Source organism: Bacillus sp. 7884-1 (assembly GCF_002272245.1).
Lineage (GTDB): Bacteria > Bacillota > Bacilli > Bacillales > Cytobacillaceae > Neobacillus.
The window spans coordinates 59851-77636 of the sequence record NZ_NPDD01000169.1; the positions used below are offsets into that span (position 1 = coordinate 59851).

At 36.5% G+C, this 17786-nt stretch carries 19 protein-coding genes; 17 read left to right on the plus strand and 2 right to left on the minus strand.

The window, feature by feature from the left end:
* Nucleotides 1-132: 132 nt before the first annotated feature.
* Both CHI06_RS19740 and CHI06_RS19745 read left to right on the plus strand, forming a co-directional pair.
* Nucleotides 133-420: a putative quinol monooxygenase gene (locus CHI06_RS19740; protein ID WP_095250326.1), complete on the plus strand. Its 288-nt coding sequence runs from the start codon at nt 133-135 to the stop codon at nt 418-420.
* A 58-nt stretch (nt 421-478) separates the two neighbouring features.
* Nucleotides 479-871 (plus strand): VOC family protein, encoded by a 393-nt coding sequence (locus CHI06_RS19745; RefSeq protein WP_095250327.1) that lies wholly within the window; start codon nt 479-481, stop codon nt 869-871.
* Between the two features lie 73 nt (nt 872-944).
* Here the strand turns inward: CHI06_RS19745 and CHI06_RS19750 are convergent, their stop codons facing one another.
* The gene (locus CHI06_RS19750) at nt 945-1343 is read right to left on the minus strand and encodes a VOC family protein (protein ID WP_095250328.1); all 399 of its coding nucleotides are present in this window, start codon (nt 1341-1343) and stop codon (nt 945-947) included.
* A gap of 259 nt (nt 1344-1602) precedes the next feature.
* On the opposite strand from CHI06_RS19750, the gene CHI06_RS19755 reads away from it, so the two are divergent.
* The 7 genes from CHI06_RS19755 (at nt 1603) to CHI06_RS19785 (ending at nt 8050) form a co-directional block, all read left to right on the plus strand.
* Nucleotides 1603-2187 carry an alpha/beta family hydrolase gene (locus CHI06_RS19755; RefSeq protein WP_095250329.1) on the plus strand — a complete coding sequence of 195 codons (585 nt, stop codon included), beginning with the start codon at nt 1603-1605 and terminating at the stop codon, nt 2185-2187.
* Between the two features lie 2 nt (nt 2188-2189).
* A complete protein-coding gene (locus tag CHI06_RS19760) occupies nt 2190-2714 on the plus strand; it encodes a YcxB family protein (RefSeq protein WP_095250330.1) in 525 nt (174 codons plus the stop codon).
* A gap of 116 nt (nt 2715-2830) precedes the next feature.
* The gene (locus tag CHI06_RS19765; protein ID WP_095250331.1) at nt 2831-3784 is read left to right on the plus strand and encodes a COX15/CtaA family protein; all 954 of its coding nucleotides are present in this window, start codon (nt 2831-2833) and stop codon (nt 3782-3784) included.
* Between the two features lie 366 nt (nt 3785-4150).
* Nucleotides 4151-5347, plus strand: a complete 1197-nt coding sequence (locus tag CHI06_RS19770) for an MFS transporter (protein ID WP_095250332.1) — start codon at nt 4151-4153, stop codon at nt 5345-5347.
* A gap of 465 nt (nt 5348-5812) precedes the next feature.
* Nucleotides 5813-6346, plus strand: coding sequence for a sigma-70 family RNA polymerase sigma factor (locus CHI06_RS19775; protein WP_095250333.1), 534 nt, complete (start codon nt 5813-5815; stop codon nt 6344-6346).
* Between the two features lie 2 nt (nt 6347-6348).
* Nucleotides 6349-6756, plus strand: coding sequence for a PadR family transcriptional regulator (locus CHI06_RS19780; RefSeq protein ID WP_095250334.1), 408 nt, complete (start codon nt 6349-6351; stop codon nt 6754-6756).
* Between the two features lie 10 nt (nt 6757-6766).
* A complete protein-coding gene (locus CHI06_RS19785; RefSeq protein ID WP_095250345.1) occupies nt 6767-8050 on the plus strand; it encodes an FtsW/RodA/SpoVE family cell cycle protein in 1284 nt (427 codons plus the stop codon).
* Nucleotides 8051-8107: 57 nt separating this feature from the next.
* On the opposite strand, the gene CHI06_RS19790 is transcribed toward CHI06_RS19785, so the two are convergent.
* A complete protein-coding gene (locus CHI06_RS19790) occupies nt 8108-8968 on the minus strand; it encodes an AraC family transcriptional regulator (RefSeq protein ID WP_095250335.1) in 861 nt (286 codons plus the stop codon).
* A 588-nt stretch (nt 8969-9556) separates the two neighbouring features.
* Between CHI06_RS19790 and CHI06_RS19795 the strand changes: the two genes are divergently transcribed.
* The 8 genes from CHI06_RS19795 to CHI06_RS19830 all read left to right on the plus strand — a co-directional run bounded on the left by CHI06_RS19795 (nt 9557) and on the right by CHI06_RS19830 (nt 17709).
* A complete protein-coding gene (locus CHI06_RS19795; protein WP_095250336.1) occupies nt 9557-10054 on the plus strand; it encodes a protease inhibitor I9 family protein in 498 nt (165 codons plus the stop codon).
* Nucleotides 10055-10394: 340 nt separating this feature from the next.
* Nucleotides 10395-11117 (plus strand): CAP domain-containing protein, encoded by a 723-nt coding sequence (locus tag CHI06_RS19800; RefSeq protein ID WP_095250346.1) that lies wholly within the window; start codon nt 10395-10397, stop codon nt 11115-11117.
* A 365-nt stretch (nt 11118-11482) separates the two neighbouring features.
* A complete protein-coding gene (locus CHI06_RS19805) occupies nt 11483-13408 on the plus strand; it encodes a BglG family transcription antiterminator (protein ID WP_095250337.1) in 1926 nt (641 codons plus the stop codon).
* Between the two features lie 186 nt (nt 13409-13594).
* Nucleotides 13595-13900 carry a PTS sugar transporter subunit IIB gene (locus tag CHI06_RS19810; RefSeq protein WP_095250338.1) on the plus strand — a complete coding sequence of 102 codons (306 nt, stop codon included), beginning with the start codon at nt 13595-13597 and terminating at the stop codon, nt 13898-13900.
* A 15-nt stretch (nt 13901-13915) separates the two neighbouring features.
* Nucleotides 13916-15265, plus strand: a complete 1350-nt coding sequence (celB, locus tag CHI06_RS19815; RefSeq protein WP_095250339.1) for a PTS cellobiose transporter subunit IIC — start codon at nt 13916-13918, stop codon at nt 15263-15265.
* Between the two features lie 9 nt (nt 15266-15274).
* Nucleotides 15275-16033: a chitin disaccharide deacetylase gene (gene chbG / locus CHI06_RS19820; RefSeq protein WP_095250340.1), complete on the plus strand. Its 759-nt coding sequence runs from the start codon at nt 15275-15277 to the stop codon at nt 16031-16033.
* 19 nt (nt 16034-16052) lie between these two features.
* A complete protein-coding gene (locus tag CHI06_RS19825; RefSeq protein ID WP_095250347.1) occupies nt 16053-16382 on the plus strand; it encodes a PTS lactose/cellobiose transporter subunit IIA in 330 nt (109 codons plus the stop codon).
* Nucleotides 16375-17709, plus strand: a complete 1335-nt coding sequence (locus tag CHI06_RS19830; protein ID WP_095250341.1) for a 6-phospho-beta-glucosidase — start codon at nt 16375-16377, stop codon at nt 17707-17709. The genes CHI06_RS19825 and CHI06_RS19830 overlap by 8 nt, the downstream gene beginning before the upstream one ends.
* Nucleotides 17710-17786: the final 77 nt, after the last annotated feature.

Consider the following 17786-nt stretch of genomic DNA (forward strand, 5'->3'; position numbering starts at 1 on the left):
TTAATATAATCATATAGTGATACATATGTATCGCTATATGGTTAATCAGAAAGTGGACGAGATTTACTTATAATACTAATGAAGGTCTAGTTTTTTTATATTGATCATTAACAAAGGAAAAGGAGTAATAAAATGATTAGAGTAGTTTGTAAGGCAAAACTTAAACCAGGGGTAAATGTTGAAGAATATTTAATTCTTGCTAGAAAAGTTGTGACAGAAACCAGAAAAGAAAAAGGATGCATTATGTATACACTTCATGAAGATATCAATGATCCTTCCATCCTTACAACGATCGAAGAATGGGAGAATGAAGAGGTTATTAATCAACACAATAAAAGTGAACATGTCATGAAATTTGTTCCAGGGTTGAGGAGATTGAGAGAAAGCACAGAAATCAACCAATATAAAGAAGTGAAATAATTAATCGAGAAAAGGCAGAGGCTGCTTTAGTAAAAAAAAAGTAAAGGTGGGATAAAAGATGATTAAAGGGATTAATCACAAAGGATTTCATGTAGTAGATATGGAACGCTCATTGGATTTTTATTGCAATAGGCTTGGTTTTAAGAAAGCGTTTGAATTGAATCATCCAAATGGTGAACCGTGGATTGTCTATGTAAAAGTGGCGGATGGGTGTTTCATAGAATTATTTTACGGAGGTACCGAGGGTGTTAAGAACAGAGCAGACCATATCTGTTTCGAGGTTGATGATATCCATGAAACGGCTGATCAATTGATGAACAAGGGAGTTTCTTTAGCCACCGAAATTACTCAAGGAAGGGCTTTGAACTACCAATTCTGGGTAGTAGATCCCGATGGAAATTGGCTCGAGTTTATGGAAATGAATCCTGAATCGCTACATATGAAAAGCTGATAGAAGACCCTAATTCGGGTTTAAAATCACGCCATCCAAATGAGATTGGCGTGATTTTTTAATCCTAATTAGTTTAGTTGTTATTATTTGTTCCCCCGAATGCGATACAATAGTTATCAGGGTCGAAAATGGCGAATTCCTTCCACGGACCTGCCTCTTCATCTATCCAAGGTTCGATTGCAATTCTAGCTCCCTTTTCTTTAAATTCGACATATAATCCTTCGAGTGTTATCCAGTTCTCTACATAGCAATACACATCAGGAGCAAGTTGTGTATATCCTTTTGCAGACCTGTTCGGTCGAACATCTTCAGGAGAATTAGCTTGGAGTAATTTGAGACCTAATCCAGTGAAACCATCTCGAATCACCCACCATTCAGTTACTTCACATCCTAATATGTCCTGGTAATATGTTTTTGATTTCTCAAGGTCTGAAACGAGCAAAACCGTTAGTGAGCTATGTATTTGCCTCATGATAATTTACCTTCTCTCATATAGAAAATCCTTACTATTAATAATGTAAGATATACTGCCTTTATTTCACAACCAATTAATAAAAAATAGTATGGTAGAAGGTTTCTTAATTTTATTATCGAATAGCTTAGAGAATAAAAGGGATTATGAGGTGAACCGAATGTATGATTTAATTGAAAATGAAGTGATTAGAAATGAATAATCAACCATTCCATATTTATGGATTCGGGGCAAAAAACCAAATAAAAGAATTTGCATCATGCTGCCTGGCCTTGGATATACAACCCAACAGCCGCTTTTTCATTATGCCACTAATTTGTTTACTGATAATGGAGTGGATATCTTACATATTAATTATCATTTTATGAAAAATAAACAATTTGCTATGCTTAGCAAAATAGAACAAGAGCAGTGGATGTATGATGATGTAAAGGATGTTGTGAATGAAGTCTTGAAAAATACCAATTACGAGCAGTGTTTCTTGTTAAGTAAATCAATAGGAAGTATTCCTATGGCTATGGAATGGAAGCAACGTAAGTATATCTATAATCCAGTTGGTATTTGGTTAACACCGCTGCTAAAAGAAGATCTAGTATTCGATACGCTGTTGAAAACGGATATTCCCTCTATTTGTGTCATCGGTGATCAAGACCAACATTATATTGAAGAACGAATTTCATTACTTGAGAATAATAATTTAATTAGTATGCTGGTTATCCCGAATGCCAATCATAGTCTTGAAGTGAATGGGGATATTTTAGCGACTATTGAAGCAATGAAAGTTATAATGGAGAGAATGTACGAATTCATCACAAAACATTATATTATTTGCATTGGAGAATAATCATGGTAATTAACTATCATTTAACGGAAGAGGATTATCTGAAATTTAATATGTTCCATATAAATAACTCCGAGTCTGCGAATAAATCCTTGAAAACACAAAGGTTTGCGACTCCATTTGTTTATATCATTTTTGCTTACATATTTGCGAATTTAGCCGACATCCCATTTTTATATGCATTGATTCCATTTCTAATTGTCGGTATACTATGGGTTATTTTTTATCCAAAGTACTTCCAAACTCGGATCCTTAGTCAGACTAAGAAAATGATAAGGGAAGGGAAAAATGAGGGTCTGCTAGGGGAACATACAATGACATTGAGTGAAGATGGGATTGTGGACAGTAATCCAAACGGTGAAACCAAGGTTAATTGGACTGGTATCATTAAGTTGAAAGAAGATGACTCAAACATTTATCTCTATAATAGTTCAGTAAGTGCCTATATAATCCCAAAAAGAGAGTTAAAGGATTTAGAGGGGCTAAAGAATTATATGACTTCAAAATTAACACATCTAGAAACCAATTAATATTTTCCACCGACAGCAATCCTATTCGATTGCTGTTTCTTTTATTACCGAATTTTTAGAAAAAATAGATAATAGTGATTAGCTTCACTTTGACAGTTTTCAATTGTTGGTAAACTTTGGTTAAAAGTTTGCTGATAGGAGGAATTATTATAAAACTAGTAGCTATTATCTCAGTTGTACTTACCTACATACTAATCGTTTTCGGAGGATATGTTGCTTCTTCGGAATCGGGAATGGGATGTGGCCCAGAGTGGCCATTATGTAATGGCGAGGTTATTCCTATTTTAGAAAATGCGACACTGATTGAATTTGCACACAGGGTAATAGGGCTTCTTCTAGCCATTTTGGTTGTATCTCTTTTTGTTTTAATCAAACGGAATAAGAGTAATAAAATGCTTCAAACTTCGGGAAATTGGCTAGTTGGATTACTAACTTTACAGATTTTAGCGGGGGCAGTGGTTGTTGTGCTGGACTTGCCGACAATTGTTATTACTGTTCATCTACTTGTAGCCATGTTGTTCATGCTGGTCTTGTTATGGATTTATCGAACTGAATCTCATGCACGTATTGAAACGAAATTAAGTGACAACAGGAAATCGAAAGTCGTATTTCAGTTAAATGTATTAATTATCCTGCTTTTATTAACCATGGGATTTGGCGCATTTATTAAGCACGAATATTTTGGTCTGGCCTGTGGTTGGCTGGATTGTAGAGAAACACTGCTGCCCGTAACGACACCTGAAATCCTTCAAACTGGGCACAGGGTATTAGCGGTACTTACTGCAGCATATACTATTTTCCTAATGTTTAAGGCTTATCTGAATAATTGGGGTCCGGGATTGAAAAGGCGTTTATTACTTGCTGCTGCTGTGGTAGTAATCCAGATATTAAGTGGCATCCTCACAATCATAACCAATATTAGCATCCCATGGGCTGTTGTCCACCTGGCAATTGGTACAGCTTTGTTTATGATAATTGCAGATACAAGACTAATAATGGGATTAACGATTACCAAGATTAATAGGAATACCTGGAAAGTTGGTAAGGGACAACATATTAACAAGTTATAGTCTAAAAGTTTTTCTGAAAAATAGTAATAGGTGCAAAAGAAGCTTTTAGGATAAGGTTAACTTATTCTTGGCTTCTTTTTTTTGAAAAAATATATGAAGAAAACAATATGATTGACAAAGGTGTTATAAATTATTTAAACTCAAGTTAACCAAATAGCAATACACATGTACCACATAGTGGTCAAAAATTCAATAAATTGTTGTATATGAAAATTTCTAAGCGAGATTTTTAAACATCTAAAAATTAGAAGTGGAAAGATATGTGGTTTGTTAGAATCGGAAACGAGGCTATTGCAAGTACAAAATAATCAGTAAGGAAAACATTGGACAATATACTTTATTGTTTTTGAAATAGGGGGCATTGGGGTGAATACAACGAAATTATGGACAAAAGATTTTATTATCATGTCCGTTTCTACATTTTTTGGGGGTTTGACCTTTTATTTATTAATAACGACTTTAACCGTTTATGCGATTGAAGAATTTAACGCTTCACAAAGCATGGCGGGTCTTGCGTCTAGTATCTTTGTAGTGGGTGCACTAGTTTCACGTATTTTTGCTGGAAAATATATTGAGATTATTGGACGTAAAAAGATGCTTTATGGTGGATTATTTTTATTTTTGATTATGATGTTGTTATATTTTATTGTAGGAAACATGAACGTATTATTATTTATTCGTTTTATTCATGGAGCAGCGTTTGGGTTGTTTACCACAGTTATAGCAACAGTTATTACCGATATTATTCCGTATGAACGTCGAGGAGAAGGAATAAGCTATTTTTCATTAAGTATAACTCTTGCGATGGCAGTTGGCCCCTTCCTAGGTCTTTATATCAGCCAACAAGGAAGTTTTACGATAATATTTGCAGCTTGTACACTTTTCTCTCTCATAAGTACGATTATCGTATTATTTGTGCATATCCCTGAAGGACACCTCACAAAAGAACAGTTTGATGCGATGAAAGGCTTTAAGTTGAAAGATTTTTTCGAAATAAAGGCTGTTCCTATCGCTATCATTATTGCAATTATGGGTTTTGCTTACTCAGGTATCCTGTCATTTATGACTTCCTATGCAAAAGAAATAAATTTAATGGAGGCCGCAAGTTTCTTCTTTCTTATTTATGCTGTCTTCATCCTGATTTCAAGACCATTTACTGGACGGCTATTAGATAAAAAAGGGGATAACATTGTGATATATCCAGCGTTACTATTATTTGTGATCGGATTAGTCACTCTTAGCCAAGCCAACCAAGGATTCATTCTCCTTTTAGCAGGAGCACTAATTGGTCTTGGATATGGAACAATGAATTCTTGCTGTCAAGCTATTGCCATAAAGGAATCACCCCGGCACCGAGTGGGGCTTGCAACCTCAACTTTTTTCGTGTTTATGGATTCTGGAGTAGGAGTTGGTCCTTTTCTATTAGGATTTATCATTCCTATAGTTGGTTTTCGGGGGTTGTATTTTACCTTGGCAGTGGTCGTATTTGCGAGCATCTTTTTGTACTATGTACTCCATGGAAAAAAGAAACGTACAGAAAACAATATCCTACAGGCGAGCTAGTATTAGAAGTTTTTTGAAAACAAAAAGGCACGTTTAAGGTGTCCAGTTGACGGGGAGCAAACATTAAATAATAACCCATTTTGGAGGTGCAAATCGATACGGTTTAGTACCTCTTTAACTTTTGGGTGTATCAATAGTACTCTAGTATTTTACATTTTGAATTGCATTCAAAATCGCAGCATTTAATTAAAGTCGTAGTGGCTCTACTATTTGTTCACCATTTATCCCCGCGTAAATGGCATTTTTGTCGTTAATATGATGTCATGTACCTCTTTCTCCATTGATTTGTTATTCATGAAAATTCCTCCATCTAGTGCAGTTCTTCCTCATTTTAACCGTTAAGCAAGTTCTTATTCCTTATAGGATTTAATGTTAAGAGTTTCAACCATTTAATATAAAATAATAAAGAAAGTAAAAACTTCCTTACCGGGCACATCGTCTATAGTTTAGGAAGGAGTGAAAGTAGTGGAAGAATTGATTATTGATGGATTTTTATCAGAAGATAAAGAACTCCTAATGGATGAGATTATGAATCAATACGGCCAGGAGATCTTACAGCTGACATATTCCTATGTTAATAATAAAGCGATTGCGGAGGATTTAACGCAGGATATCTTCATTAAATGTTATAAAAGTCTCCATACATATAGCGGAAAATCTAAATTGAGGACCTGGCTGTGGCGGATTGCTATCAATCATTGTAAGGATTTCCATAGAAGCTGGTACAACAAAAATGTGGTCATTGCCGGTAAAGAAATACTCAGTAACGGCAGCAAAAAAGAGCTTGTGGAGCAGGCTGTGATCCAAAAAGAAGAAGATGATGAATTAATATCAGCCATTATGACGCTGCCGATTAAATATCGAGAAGTGATTTACCTATTTTACTATGAGGAGATGCCGCTTAAGGAAATTGCAATGGTGACGGACACAGGTGTTAATACTGTTAAGACTAGACTAAGGCGGGCAAAGGAACTTCTGAAAGAAAGATTGGAGGAATAGGTGTGGAAAATCGCTTAAAGAATTTAAAGAAAATAATGGATAAAAGAACATTTACAGACTTGGAATTTTCTAACCAGCACCAAAAGGCAATAAGAAAAAAAATAAACCAATTGGAAGTTAGTGATGATGAAATTCTTCTAGCAGTCATGCAGCTACTTGTTCAAGAAAAAACCGGGCATGAATTAACGGGACTTCTTCGAGGACGGGGAATCCAGAAATTCGAGAATAACGAAGGTTTCTTGTATACCCTGTTACATCGTTTAGAGCAGTCTGGCTGCATCGAAACCAACTGGGACGAATCGGGAGCTAAATATTATTGGTTAAAGGATAAAGGCAGGAAGTTATTAAACAAAGCTGAACAAAAGCGAATAAAACGACGATTTGTATTTAAGGAATTGTTAGAGGGGTGAGCGATCATTGGTGAATAATAAAAAGCAGATTTTCATAAATGAGGTCACTGATCAAATTAAATCAAAGGAAGCAAAGGCCTATGTCGCAAAAGAGCTAAATTATCATTTAAAGGAAGCAAAAAATACATGGATGGAGAAAGGACTATCAGAGAGTGAAGCGGAAGAAAAAGCCGTCGAACAAATGGGAAGTCCGACAAAACTGGGTATACAGATGAATAAGCTTCATCGACCAAAGGTAGATTGGTGGCTGGTAATCCTGCTAACCACAGCTTTAGGACTTAGTTTCTTGCCAATGGTATCTCTGGGTTATATGGAAGATTGGCACTATATTATTTACAAAATACTTATTGTCCTTATCGGCGTTACTGCAACAGTAGGGGTAATGCTGGTTGATTACCGTAAATGGAAAAAACTTGGCTGGCTATTTTACACAATAGGAATTTTGCTTCTAGTCATCTTGATGTTTTTCTCCAACGTTATGATCAATGGGATGCCGCTGCTAAAGCTTGGACCAATTACAATTGAAAGCCTGATGGCTTTACCGTTCCTTTATCTTGCCTGGGCTTCATTCTTTACCAATGAAAAGTTAAGGGTTTGGCAGTTTCTTTTATTGTTTCTCAGCCCGATACTTCTATTTCTTGCAGTAGCGAGTATTCCAACACTCTATCTATATTTTGTAATGGTATTCGTTATGCTTTGGTGGAGTAAGTATAGTAAAAAGGTTAAATGGCTGATTACAACAGGCACATTTAGCATTATTTTAGTAATAGGTATTGTAGCTTGGCAATTCGTTAAGCCTTATCAGATTGTAAGACTGCTGGCGCTTTTTGAGCCAGAAAAATATGCAGATGGTGCAGGATTCATGATCTTAAAGAGTCAGGAACTTATGACAAAAGCTGGCTGGTTTGGCTGGTTTGACGGGTTTGGACAACCTAGGATAAAAGAATTTATACCAGAAGCGCATACGAACTTTGTTTTTGTAAGCTTTACCTATTCTTACGGCTGGCTTTTTGGAGTTTTACTTGTCACGATTCTTCTGCTTTTTGCAGCTAGAATGATTGCCATCCATTCAAAAATAAAGGATTCATATGGAAAGCTTCTTTTAATAGGCGGCGTTGCTCTTTATAGTATCCAGCTGCTAAGTAATATTGGAATGGTACTAGGATTCTTTCCGCTTACGACAATGTCGCTGCCGTTTATCAGCTATGGTCTAATGCCGACTGTGCTTAATGCCATCCTAATTGGAGTTGTGTTAAGTGTTTACCGACGAAAAGATTTAATATGTTTATCTTAAAAAAACAAGAACCCTGATATCGAATGGTTATCCAGGGTTCTTGTTTTGCAAGTGTTTTTATTTTAAAGGGATCCAAATTTCAGAGTAATAATCAGGGTTTGATGGATTTCCATTTGAATAGACTTCTAAATCTGGTGTTCCTGCATGTTCATAATGACTAGATGGAAACCATTCTGAGATGATTTGCTTCCACACAGTTTGAATAGCATCAGGCATGGCGCCGTGAACTTCAAATACTCCCCATTTTGAAGCAGGTATTTCAAGATCCATTAGACCCTCTGGAGTTTTGCCAGTATGTGCGGTTGCAATCCAGTAATCCATTAAGGGAGAACCAGGTGCGCGTTTATCCACACATACCCCAAGTACACCTTTAATTAGACCATCATTTAACTGAAATAATAAATCATTTGTTCCATCCACATGGACATCATCCCACATTTTAGGAATCCCAGCTAAATTCTCCCCATTTTCGCAGGAGAACTCCCGCTTCACACCGACAACTTTAAAACTCTCTTTTTCCACAATTTTGTAATTCATAGGTTCTGCTCCTTTCAAATTCACCTGAATGGTCAGGCGGTTATAAGATTTCAGCTTTCCCGCGTAATTACGTGCTTGACTAGGAGTGATGCCGTGCTGCCTGCGGAAAGCTTTTGAAAAAGATTCTGGAGTGTCATAGCCATATTTTAGGGCGACATCAATAATTTTGCTTTCAGTTGTAGAAAGTTCTTGTGCTGCCAATGTTAGACGTCTGCGACGAAGATATTCACCTACAGTAATATCTGTAAGTACAGAAAAAATACGTTGAAAGTGAAACTCTGATACATTCGCTTGTTTAGCAATGTCTTCAATCGATATTTCTTCTAGTAAATGTTCCTCCATATAGTCTATAGCTTGTTGTAATGATTCTACCCATCCCATATCGATCACTCCTTATGTACATCGTAACAACTATCTATATTTAAATCCTGTCATTTTCTGCTTTGTAATAACAGATTTCCCTCATTACTAATTTAACTTTTAGTGTTCAAATGTCCAACAAGCAGGGAAGATTTGTATAAAAGTAGCACGAATGCACACCTTAAATAATAATCTATTGTCCGGAAGGTGCTACATATTGAAATGGTTGTATCCCAAACAGAAAGCAGATTCTAATAGAAAACCCAAAACGATATCTTACAATATTCAAACAAACTTAGAACAAGTCAAAGAAGAGTTGCAATCCATTCGTAAAAATATATTGATTAATAAAGACGAATATATAATATAGTTCCACAATTTGGGGGTTACATATATATGGGCAGGTTTTTTAAAAAATAAAGGCTCGTACCATTTCTTGAAAATCAGTATGAATGCCGCTTCCATCCTGCATATATAATAATAGAAAGAATAGCGTTTTTTTTGAAATAACATCCGCTCTAGAAAAATGTTTGATAAGGGAGGATAAAGGACAAAATTCTGTTATATAGTCATTTTGAAGCTTCAGCTAAAAAGGGGATGTAATGATAAATGAAGAAATATTATAGAGTGGCCATTTTGGCAATTGCTTTCCTGTTTATTTTGAGTGGATGTCAGGAAAGGAATCAAAATGTAGATGAGGAAAAGGAGGTGAAAGAAACAATGAATCCTTCAGTCCAAATAGATCCTGCAATTGATCTATCAAGTGAACAAATGACCTCAATTATCATTGAATTTAAAACAAAACCAGCTAAAATAGCCGTTTTAGAAGCAGAAGCAAAGGGGATTCCTTTAACAATAGAGGAAGCGAAGGAAAAGGTAGAAGAAAGTCATGTAACCTTTCAAAATGAACTTCAAACTTTATTAGATAAGAACCAAGTACCCTATACAGTTAGGAACACTTATAAGACTGCCTTCAACGGAGTTTCAATGGAATTACCAGCAAACGAAATCAAAAGGTTGGCAGAGTCTTCTTCTATCATTTCAAAAATATATCCAAACAAAAAAATTCAGCTAGATCCACCTATTTCACCTTCTGATCAAAGGTAAAAATAAATGTGCCTGAAATACATCCTCTATTTAATATTTCTGTTAGCGATGATATTTTACTGAAATATTTGTTAAATATGTTCTTTTTTCAGCATGCTGTCAATCCTCATTTTTGTAATAATTGTTGGTAATTTTTCCTGAAATTAGTAGTGTTTAAAAGAGAAGAGTTCTGATTAAGGAAAATCCACAAAGGTTATATTGTAAGCGTAAATAGAACTTAGCAAAAGTAAAAAGAAGTATTAGTGTTTTTACCTGTAAAATCCTTCCTTAAATATGACAAAAATCATATGGTACGATGAATTTGCAAATAACGGCAATTTTTAAGGAGGATTTAAAAATGTTGAAAAAGAAAGCACTTTTAACCGTAGTAGCTGCGGCAGCTGTAGTAATGGCCAATCCAGCAATGAATAAAGCAGATGCTGCTGCCTTTAATCCAGTAGTACAGGAAAAGGTCTATGTCTATCAAGGAACAAATATGAATGAGATTAATACTGTAATAGAAAAATATCTTGCTAGTTTAGGTTTCTCACTGCCGAAAACGACAGTAAAACAGCCTGTTCAGACACAACCTAGTCAACCAACACAACAGCCTGCTCAAACAACTACTCCACCACCCGTACAGCAGCAACCTGTAGAGAAGCCGTCTGAGACATCAACACCAACTACACCACAAAATACAAGTACTTTAAGTGCTTATGAGCAAAAAGTGGTCGACCTTACTAATCAGGAACGTTCAAAAAATGGATTGCCTGCGCTTAAAGTAGATTTGACACTTAGCAAAATGGCACGTGAAAAATCTCGTGATATGTCTGCGAACGGCTATTTTAGCCATACAAGCCCAACATATGGCTCACCGTTTGACATGATGAAAAAATACGGGATCTCGTATCGATATGCTGGTGAAAATATTGCCATGGGGCAGCGAACTCCTGAAGAAGTTGTAAAAGCTTGGATGAATAGCGAAGGTCACCGCAAGAACATCCTTAGCCCGAACTTCAACCATATTGGGGTTGGTTATGTTTCACAAGGAAATTATTGGACACAGGAATTTATCGGTAAATAACAAGTTTAGTCTAATAGAAATATTCATCTAAAGAAGTCTGCTGATTTTAACAGGCTTCTTTTGCTGCTCTTATTGTTGAAATAGGTAATGGAAAGCTAGAATTACCCCAATTTTTTATATGAAATTTAATCCTTTATGCCTATAGTTGCCTATTAATACTGTGTATTATTTATTAAAGGATAGGTTTATGGGCTAAAAGTCCTGAAGAATTAACCCAATAGGTGTTAGGTGACATTGAGATTATGATAGTAGTAAAGCCTTTTTTCAATATTCTATGAAAAGCAGATAGCCCAATAGATCGATTTATATTAATCATTAGATAAATACATATTTGAAATCATTCTTTTTAAGGGCAGGGATTGATCATGTTAAATAACCGAACTATTGCCATTTTGCGAGAACTGCTAATAGTCGATTCTGCCATCACGAGCGAATACTTAGCAAATGTTATCCAAGTAACCTCGAGAACCATACGAAATGACATGAAAGAGTTAGAGACATTACTTTCGAAATATGGAGCATCGATCAAATCGATTCGAGGTGCAGGATACAAACTGAAAATTGACGATGACAAACGATTTCGGAAGTTCCTGCTTGAAGAATTTCAAAGTGAAAAGCTGAAGCCCTCTATACTGCCAAATTCACCAGAAGAACGTGTTCATTATTTAATGAAACGCCTTCTCCTTACAGAAAATTTTCTGAAACTTGAAGACTTAGCGGATGAATTATTTATCAGTAAATCAACTGTTCAAAATGATTTAAAAGATGTAAAGAAAATCCTCCAAACGTACGACCTTTCCTTTGATGTGAAGCCAAACTATGGTTTGAAGGTAAAGGGCGAAGAAGTGAAACTTCGGTTTTGTATGTCAGAGTATGTTTTTGATAGAATCCAAACAGAATATGATCTACATTCATCTCAAAAGTCTCTCATTCCAATAGATGAAATGAAAATGATTCGAGCGATTATTTTAGAACAAATTAAAGAAAACAAAATTACCTTATCAGACATTGGGTTAAATAACCTGATCATTCATATAGCGATTGCGTGTAAACGCATTATAGATGGAAATTATGTCATTCTGAATAACGAAGAACTAAAAGATGTTACAAATCAAAAAGAATATGGCGTTGCAAATAAGATTGTTCGAGAAATTGAGAATAGGATGAAAGTAGTTTTTCCAGAAACGGAAATTGCTTATGTTGCTATACACTTGTTAGGGACGAGGATGATTAGACATTTAAATAATAAATCCGGTGACATTCAGAATTATATTGACAAAGATATCTACCGATTGACGATGGAGATTCTTGATTCCATTGAAACAAAGTTAACCTTGGGCCTTAAAGATGATCAAGAACTGATTGTCGCCATAGGCTTACATTTAAAGCCGGCTATAAGCCGCTATCGTTATGGGATGAATTTAAGAAATCCAATGATTGATGAAATAAAATCGAATTACCCGATTGCCTTTGAGGCAGGAATCATTGCGGCTATGGTACTAAAAAAAGAACTAGAAATAGATATTGATGAAAATGAAGTTGGCTATCTTGCCCTACATATTGGGGCTGCAATAGAAAGAAGAGCGATTCATACTGAACCAAAGCGTTGTATGATTGTATGTGCATCTGGTGTGGGAAGTGCCCGGCTATTGTCATATAAGCTGCAATCAAAATTTGGGGCAAAGCTTGAAATCGTCGGCACAACAGAATATTACAAACTTAATGAAGTCCCTTTTGATTCACTTGATTTTATCGTTAGCACCATTCCTATTAAAGAATCCCTGCCGGTACCTGTTATTGTGGTGAACACATTTCTTGGAGGGAATGATTTTGAAAAAGTAGAAAAAGTATTAGAAGAAAGAAAACATGGAACCTTAGAATATACGAAAAAAGAACTCGTCTTTTTACAAGAAAAGTTTGAGACAAAAGAAGAGGTTCTCTACTTCTTAGGCGAAAAACTAGAAAAACTAGGACTTGTTGATTCTACCTTTATTGACGCAGTCTTTGAAAGAGAAGCGTTATCTCCGACCAGTTTTGGGAATCTGGTTGCGATCCCCCATCCCATCACACAGAAGACTGATTCTACCTTTTGGGCTATCTGTACATTGCAAAAGCCAATAGAATGGAGCGGTAAAAGAGTTCAATTTATTTGTCTGTTAAGTATAGAGAAAAACAGCTCTACCTATCTGCAAAAAATGTATGCTTTGTTAGTCAAAATAGTTGAAGATATTCAAATCGTTCAGCAGCTGCTAAAGTGCAAAACGTATGATGAATTCTTAGAATTATTTTAACTTTAGCTATCATCCTGTTGCCAATGTTACCAAACCGTATACATTGGCATTTTTGTATTATTTGAGAAGTCAAATAATATTTTCCGGAGCGCAACGGAAAAAGCTTGTGTAAAGATGTAAGCGTTTCCAAAATAGAATGGAATTACAACAAGAATCCCACAGATAAAAACTAAAGGGGGAGAAGAAATGAATATTTTACTTTGTTGTGCAGCTGGTATGTCTACAAGTTTATTAGTATCAAAAATGCAGAAATGTGCAGAAGAGCAAGGCGTAGAAGCAAGAATTTGGGCTGTTTCAGGAGATGCTGTTCGTAAACATATTGACGAGGCGGATGTATTACTGATAGGTCCACAGGTACGCTATTTATTACCACAATTAAAAAAACTTGGTGAGGAAAAAGGAATTCCAGTTGATGTCATTAATATGGTTCATTATGGAACTTGTAATGGGTTAGAGGTTCTTAAGTATGCACAACAATTAGTTTCTAAATAGGGGAGTGTGAATGGGATGAGCAAAATTAATAATATCTTAGAAAATAAGATTATGCCTGTTGCAGGACGTATTGCTGCACAACGTCATTTACAAGCATTACGTGACGGACTCATTTTGACAATGCCTTTGATTATAGTAGGGTCATTATTTTTAATATTAGGATTTATCCCAATTCCTGGTTATGCGGATTTTATGGCAGGTATATTTGGAGAAGCATGGCTGTCAAAGCTGCTATATCCAGTGGGAGCTACATTCGACATTATGGCACTGATTGCAGCGTTTGGTATTGCATACAGGTTAGCTGAAAAGTATGGACTGGATGCCTTATCGGCAGGGGCCATTTCTGTTGCTGCATTTTTGTTGGCCACTCCCTATCAAGTATCGTTTTTACCAGAAGGGGCAAAAGAGGCAATTTTGGTAGGAGGAGCGATTCCTACCGCATTAATGGGAAGTAAGGGACTATTCGTAGCAATGCTGGTCGCTATGCTTTCTACAGAAATTTATCGATTCGTTGTTCAGAGGAATATTGTTATACGTATGCCAGATGGAGTTCCGCCAGCTGTAAGTAAATCATTTATTGCACTAATTCCAGGATTTTTTGTTATCGCTATTATTTGGATCCTACGCTTAATCATTGAACAAACATCTTTTGCAAGCCTCCACAATATAGTGGGTGAATTATTAGGAAAGCCACTTGGGGTACTCGGAGGAAGTCTAATTGGAAGTCTTGTGGCCGTTCTACTCATTCAATTACTTTGGTCATGCGGTTTACATGGTGCATCTATTGTAGGTGGCGTTATGGGACCTATCTGGTTATCTTCGATGGATACCAACCGTATCGCTTTCCAAGACGGCCAAAACTTACCGAATATTTTCACACAGCAGTTCTTCGATATCTTTATTTATGTAGGCGGCAGTGGTGCAACGTTAGCGCTTGTGATTGCGATGCTATTCTGGGCAAAAAGTCAACAAATGAAACAATTGGGACGATTGGCGATTGGACCAGGATTATTCAATATTAACGAACCGATTACGTTTGGAATGCCAATCGTAATGAATCCTCTAATGATCGTGCCATTTATTTTAGCACCTCTTGTTATGGTTATTACCACTTATATCGCTATGTCAACAGGGTTAGTAGCCAAACCAGCAGGAATAGCAGTTCCTTGGACAATGCCGCCAATTATCGGTGGATATTTGGCCGCAGGAGGAAAAGTTTCGGGAGCCATTCTTCAGATTGTGAATTTTGTTATATGTTTTGGAATCTACTATCCATTCTTCAAAATGTGGGATCGACAAAAGCTAGCTGAAGAACGAGGCGTTTCATCTGACAAAAATTTAGATGGGAATGGCTTTACTGCATAAGGAGGCACTATGACGAAACTTGTTATTAATGCAGATGACTTTGGTTACTCAAAGGGAGTAAACCTTGGAATTATCGAAGCATATAAAAATGGCGTTGTTACTTCTGCTACAATGATGACCAATATGCCAGGAGCTGCACATGCTGCAGCTCTTGCATTGGGAAATCCAGGATTAGGTGTCGGAATCCATCTTGTATTAGATTGTGGTGCACCAGTAAATGAAGAGGTTCCTTCTCTTACTAATGAGAATGGATTCTTTCATAAAATGAATGATTTGGTGAAGCATGCGAGCTTGTCGGATATTGAAAAAGAATATACAAGTCAGATAGAAAAATTTCTTTCCTTCGGATTACAGCCAACACATATTGATAGTCATCACCATCTCCATGGACATGAAAAAATTTACCCAATTGTTGCTAAGCTGGCAAAGAAATATAATTTGCCTGTTCGTAAAGTATCGGCGGACCCAAGACATGTAAGTAACGAGGAATTACAAATGGTTCAATACTTCAGTCCAGCTTTTTATGGAAATGACCTGTCAGCAAAGCATTTAATAGAGCTTGCAGATAGTGCTTTATCCTATGAAACTGCTGAAATCATGACACATCCGGCATATATTGATGAGCCGTTACTTTCTGGCAGTTCATATGCTTTACAACGTGTAAGGGAACTAGCTATTTTGACAGATAAAAAGGTTCAGCAGGCATTTTTAGATAAGAATATTAAATTAGTAACGTATAAAGAAGTAGGCTATCAATCTTTTGTTTAGAAAGGAGGGAAGAATTGTGATGATTTCAGAGCAAACCATTTTCCAAATCATTCTTCATGGGGGAAATGGAAAAAGTTCGTCAATGGAAGCTATCGCTGCAGCAAAAGAAGGGAATTTTGTTGAAGCGAATAAAAAGTTAAAACAGGCATCGGAAGCATTAAATGAAGCCCATCATGTTCAAACACAATTAATTCAAAATGAAGTTAACGGGGCAAAATCCGAAGTATCTTTATTAATGGTGCACGCGCAAGACCACTTGATGAATGCCTTGACTGTAAGGGACTTAGCCACCGTTATAGTTGATTTATATGAAACTGTCTCAAAAAAGGAGGTACATAAAGATGAGTAAAGGAATTAAAATCGTAACAATTGGCGGAGGATCCAGCTATACACCTGAACTTGTAGAGGGGTTTATTAAGAGATATGAAGAGCTGCCTGTACGCGAGCTTTGGTTGGTTGATATTCCCGCGGGGGAGGAAAAGCTCAATATTGTTGGTGCATTAGCAAAAAGAATGATTGAAAAAGCGGGACTGCCAATTGAGGTTCATCTCACACTTAACCGTCGAGAGGCCTTAAAGGATGCGGATTTTGTCACAACTCAATTTCGAGTAGGATTACTTGATGCACGTGCGAAGGACGAAAAGATCCCATTAAAATATGATGTAATCGGCCAAGAAACCAATGGTCCTGGCGGATTATTTAAAGGTTTAAGAACGATTCCTGTGATTTTAGATATTTGTAAGGATATCGAGGAGTTATGTCCAGATGCCTGGCTGGTGAATTTTACAAACCCAGCAGGAATGGTGACTGAAGCTGTTTTAAGATATAGCAATATTAAAAAGGTAGTTGGATTGTGCAATGTTCCTGTAGGGATGAAAATGGGAATTGCCAAGCTATTAGAAGTCTCTGCTGATAGAGTCCATATCGATTTTGCAGGACTGAATCATATGGTGTATGGATTGAATGTGTACCTAGATGGTATTAATATAACGGAAGATTTACTAGATAAACTGACCAGTAAACAATCGGGGATTACGATGAAAAATATTATTGATCTTGGTTGGGAGCCAGCATTTATTAAAGGATTAAAGGTCCTGCCATGTCCGTATCACCGGTATTACTATCAAACTAGCAGCATATTGGAAGAAGAGTTAGAATCCTTTAAAACCGTTGGAACTCGTGCAGAGGTAGTCAAACAGGTAGAAAAAGAATTATTTGAGTTATATAAAGATCCCAATCTAAGTATCAAGCCTCCTCAACTTGAAAAACGTGGAGGTGCTTATTATAGTGATGCCGCGTGCAATCTGATTAACTCCATTTACAATGACAAGCGCGACATTCAGCCAGTCAACACGAGAAACAATGGAGCCATTGCGAGCATTCCGGACGACTCTGCTGTTGAAGTGAATTGTATGATTACAAAAGATGGTCCAAAGCCTATAGCGGTTGGCGATATGCCGGTTGCTGTCAGGGGTCTCGTTCAACAAATTAAATCATTTGAACGAATTTCTGCAGAAGCAGCGGTTACCGGTGACTATAATACCGCACTTCTTGCGATGACCATTAACCCTTTGGTACCTTCTGATAGAATTGCAAAGCAAATATTAGACGAAATGCTTGAAGCACATAAAGAGTATTTACCACAGTTTTTTAAAAAACAAAAAAGTGAAGTTTAGGCTTGTAGGAAAAGACGTCGGAAACTGATATGCCCCGTAAAAGTTAGACACCATTCTAATTTTACGGGGTGTTTTTA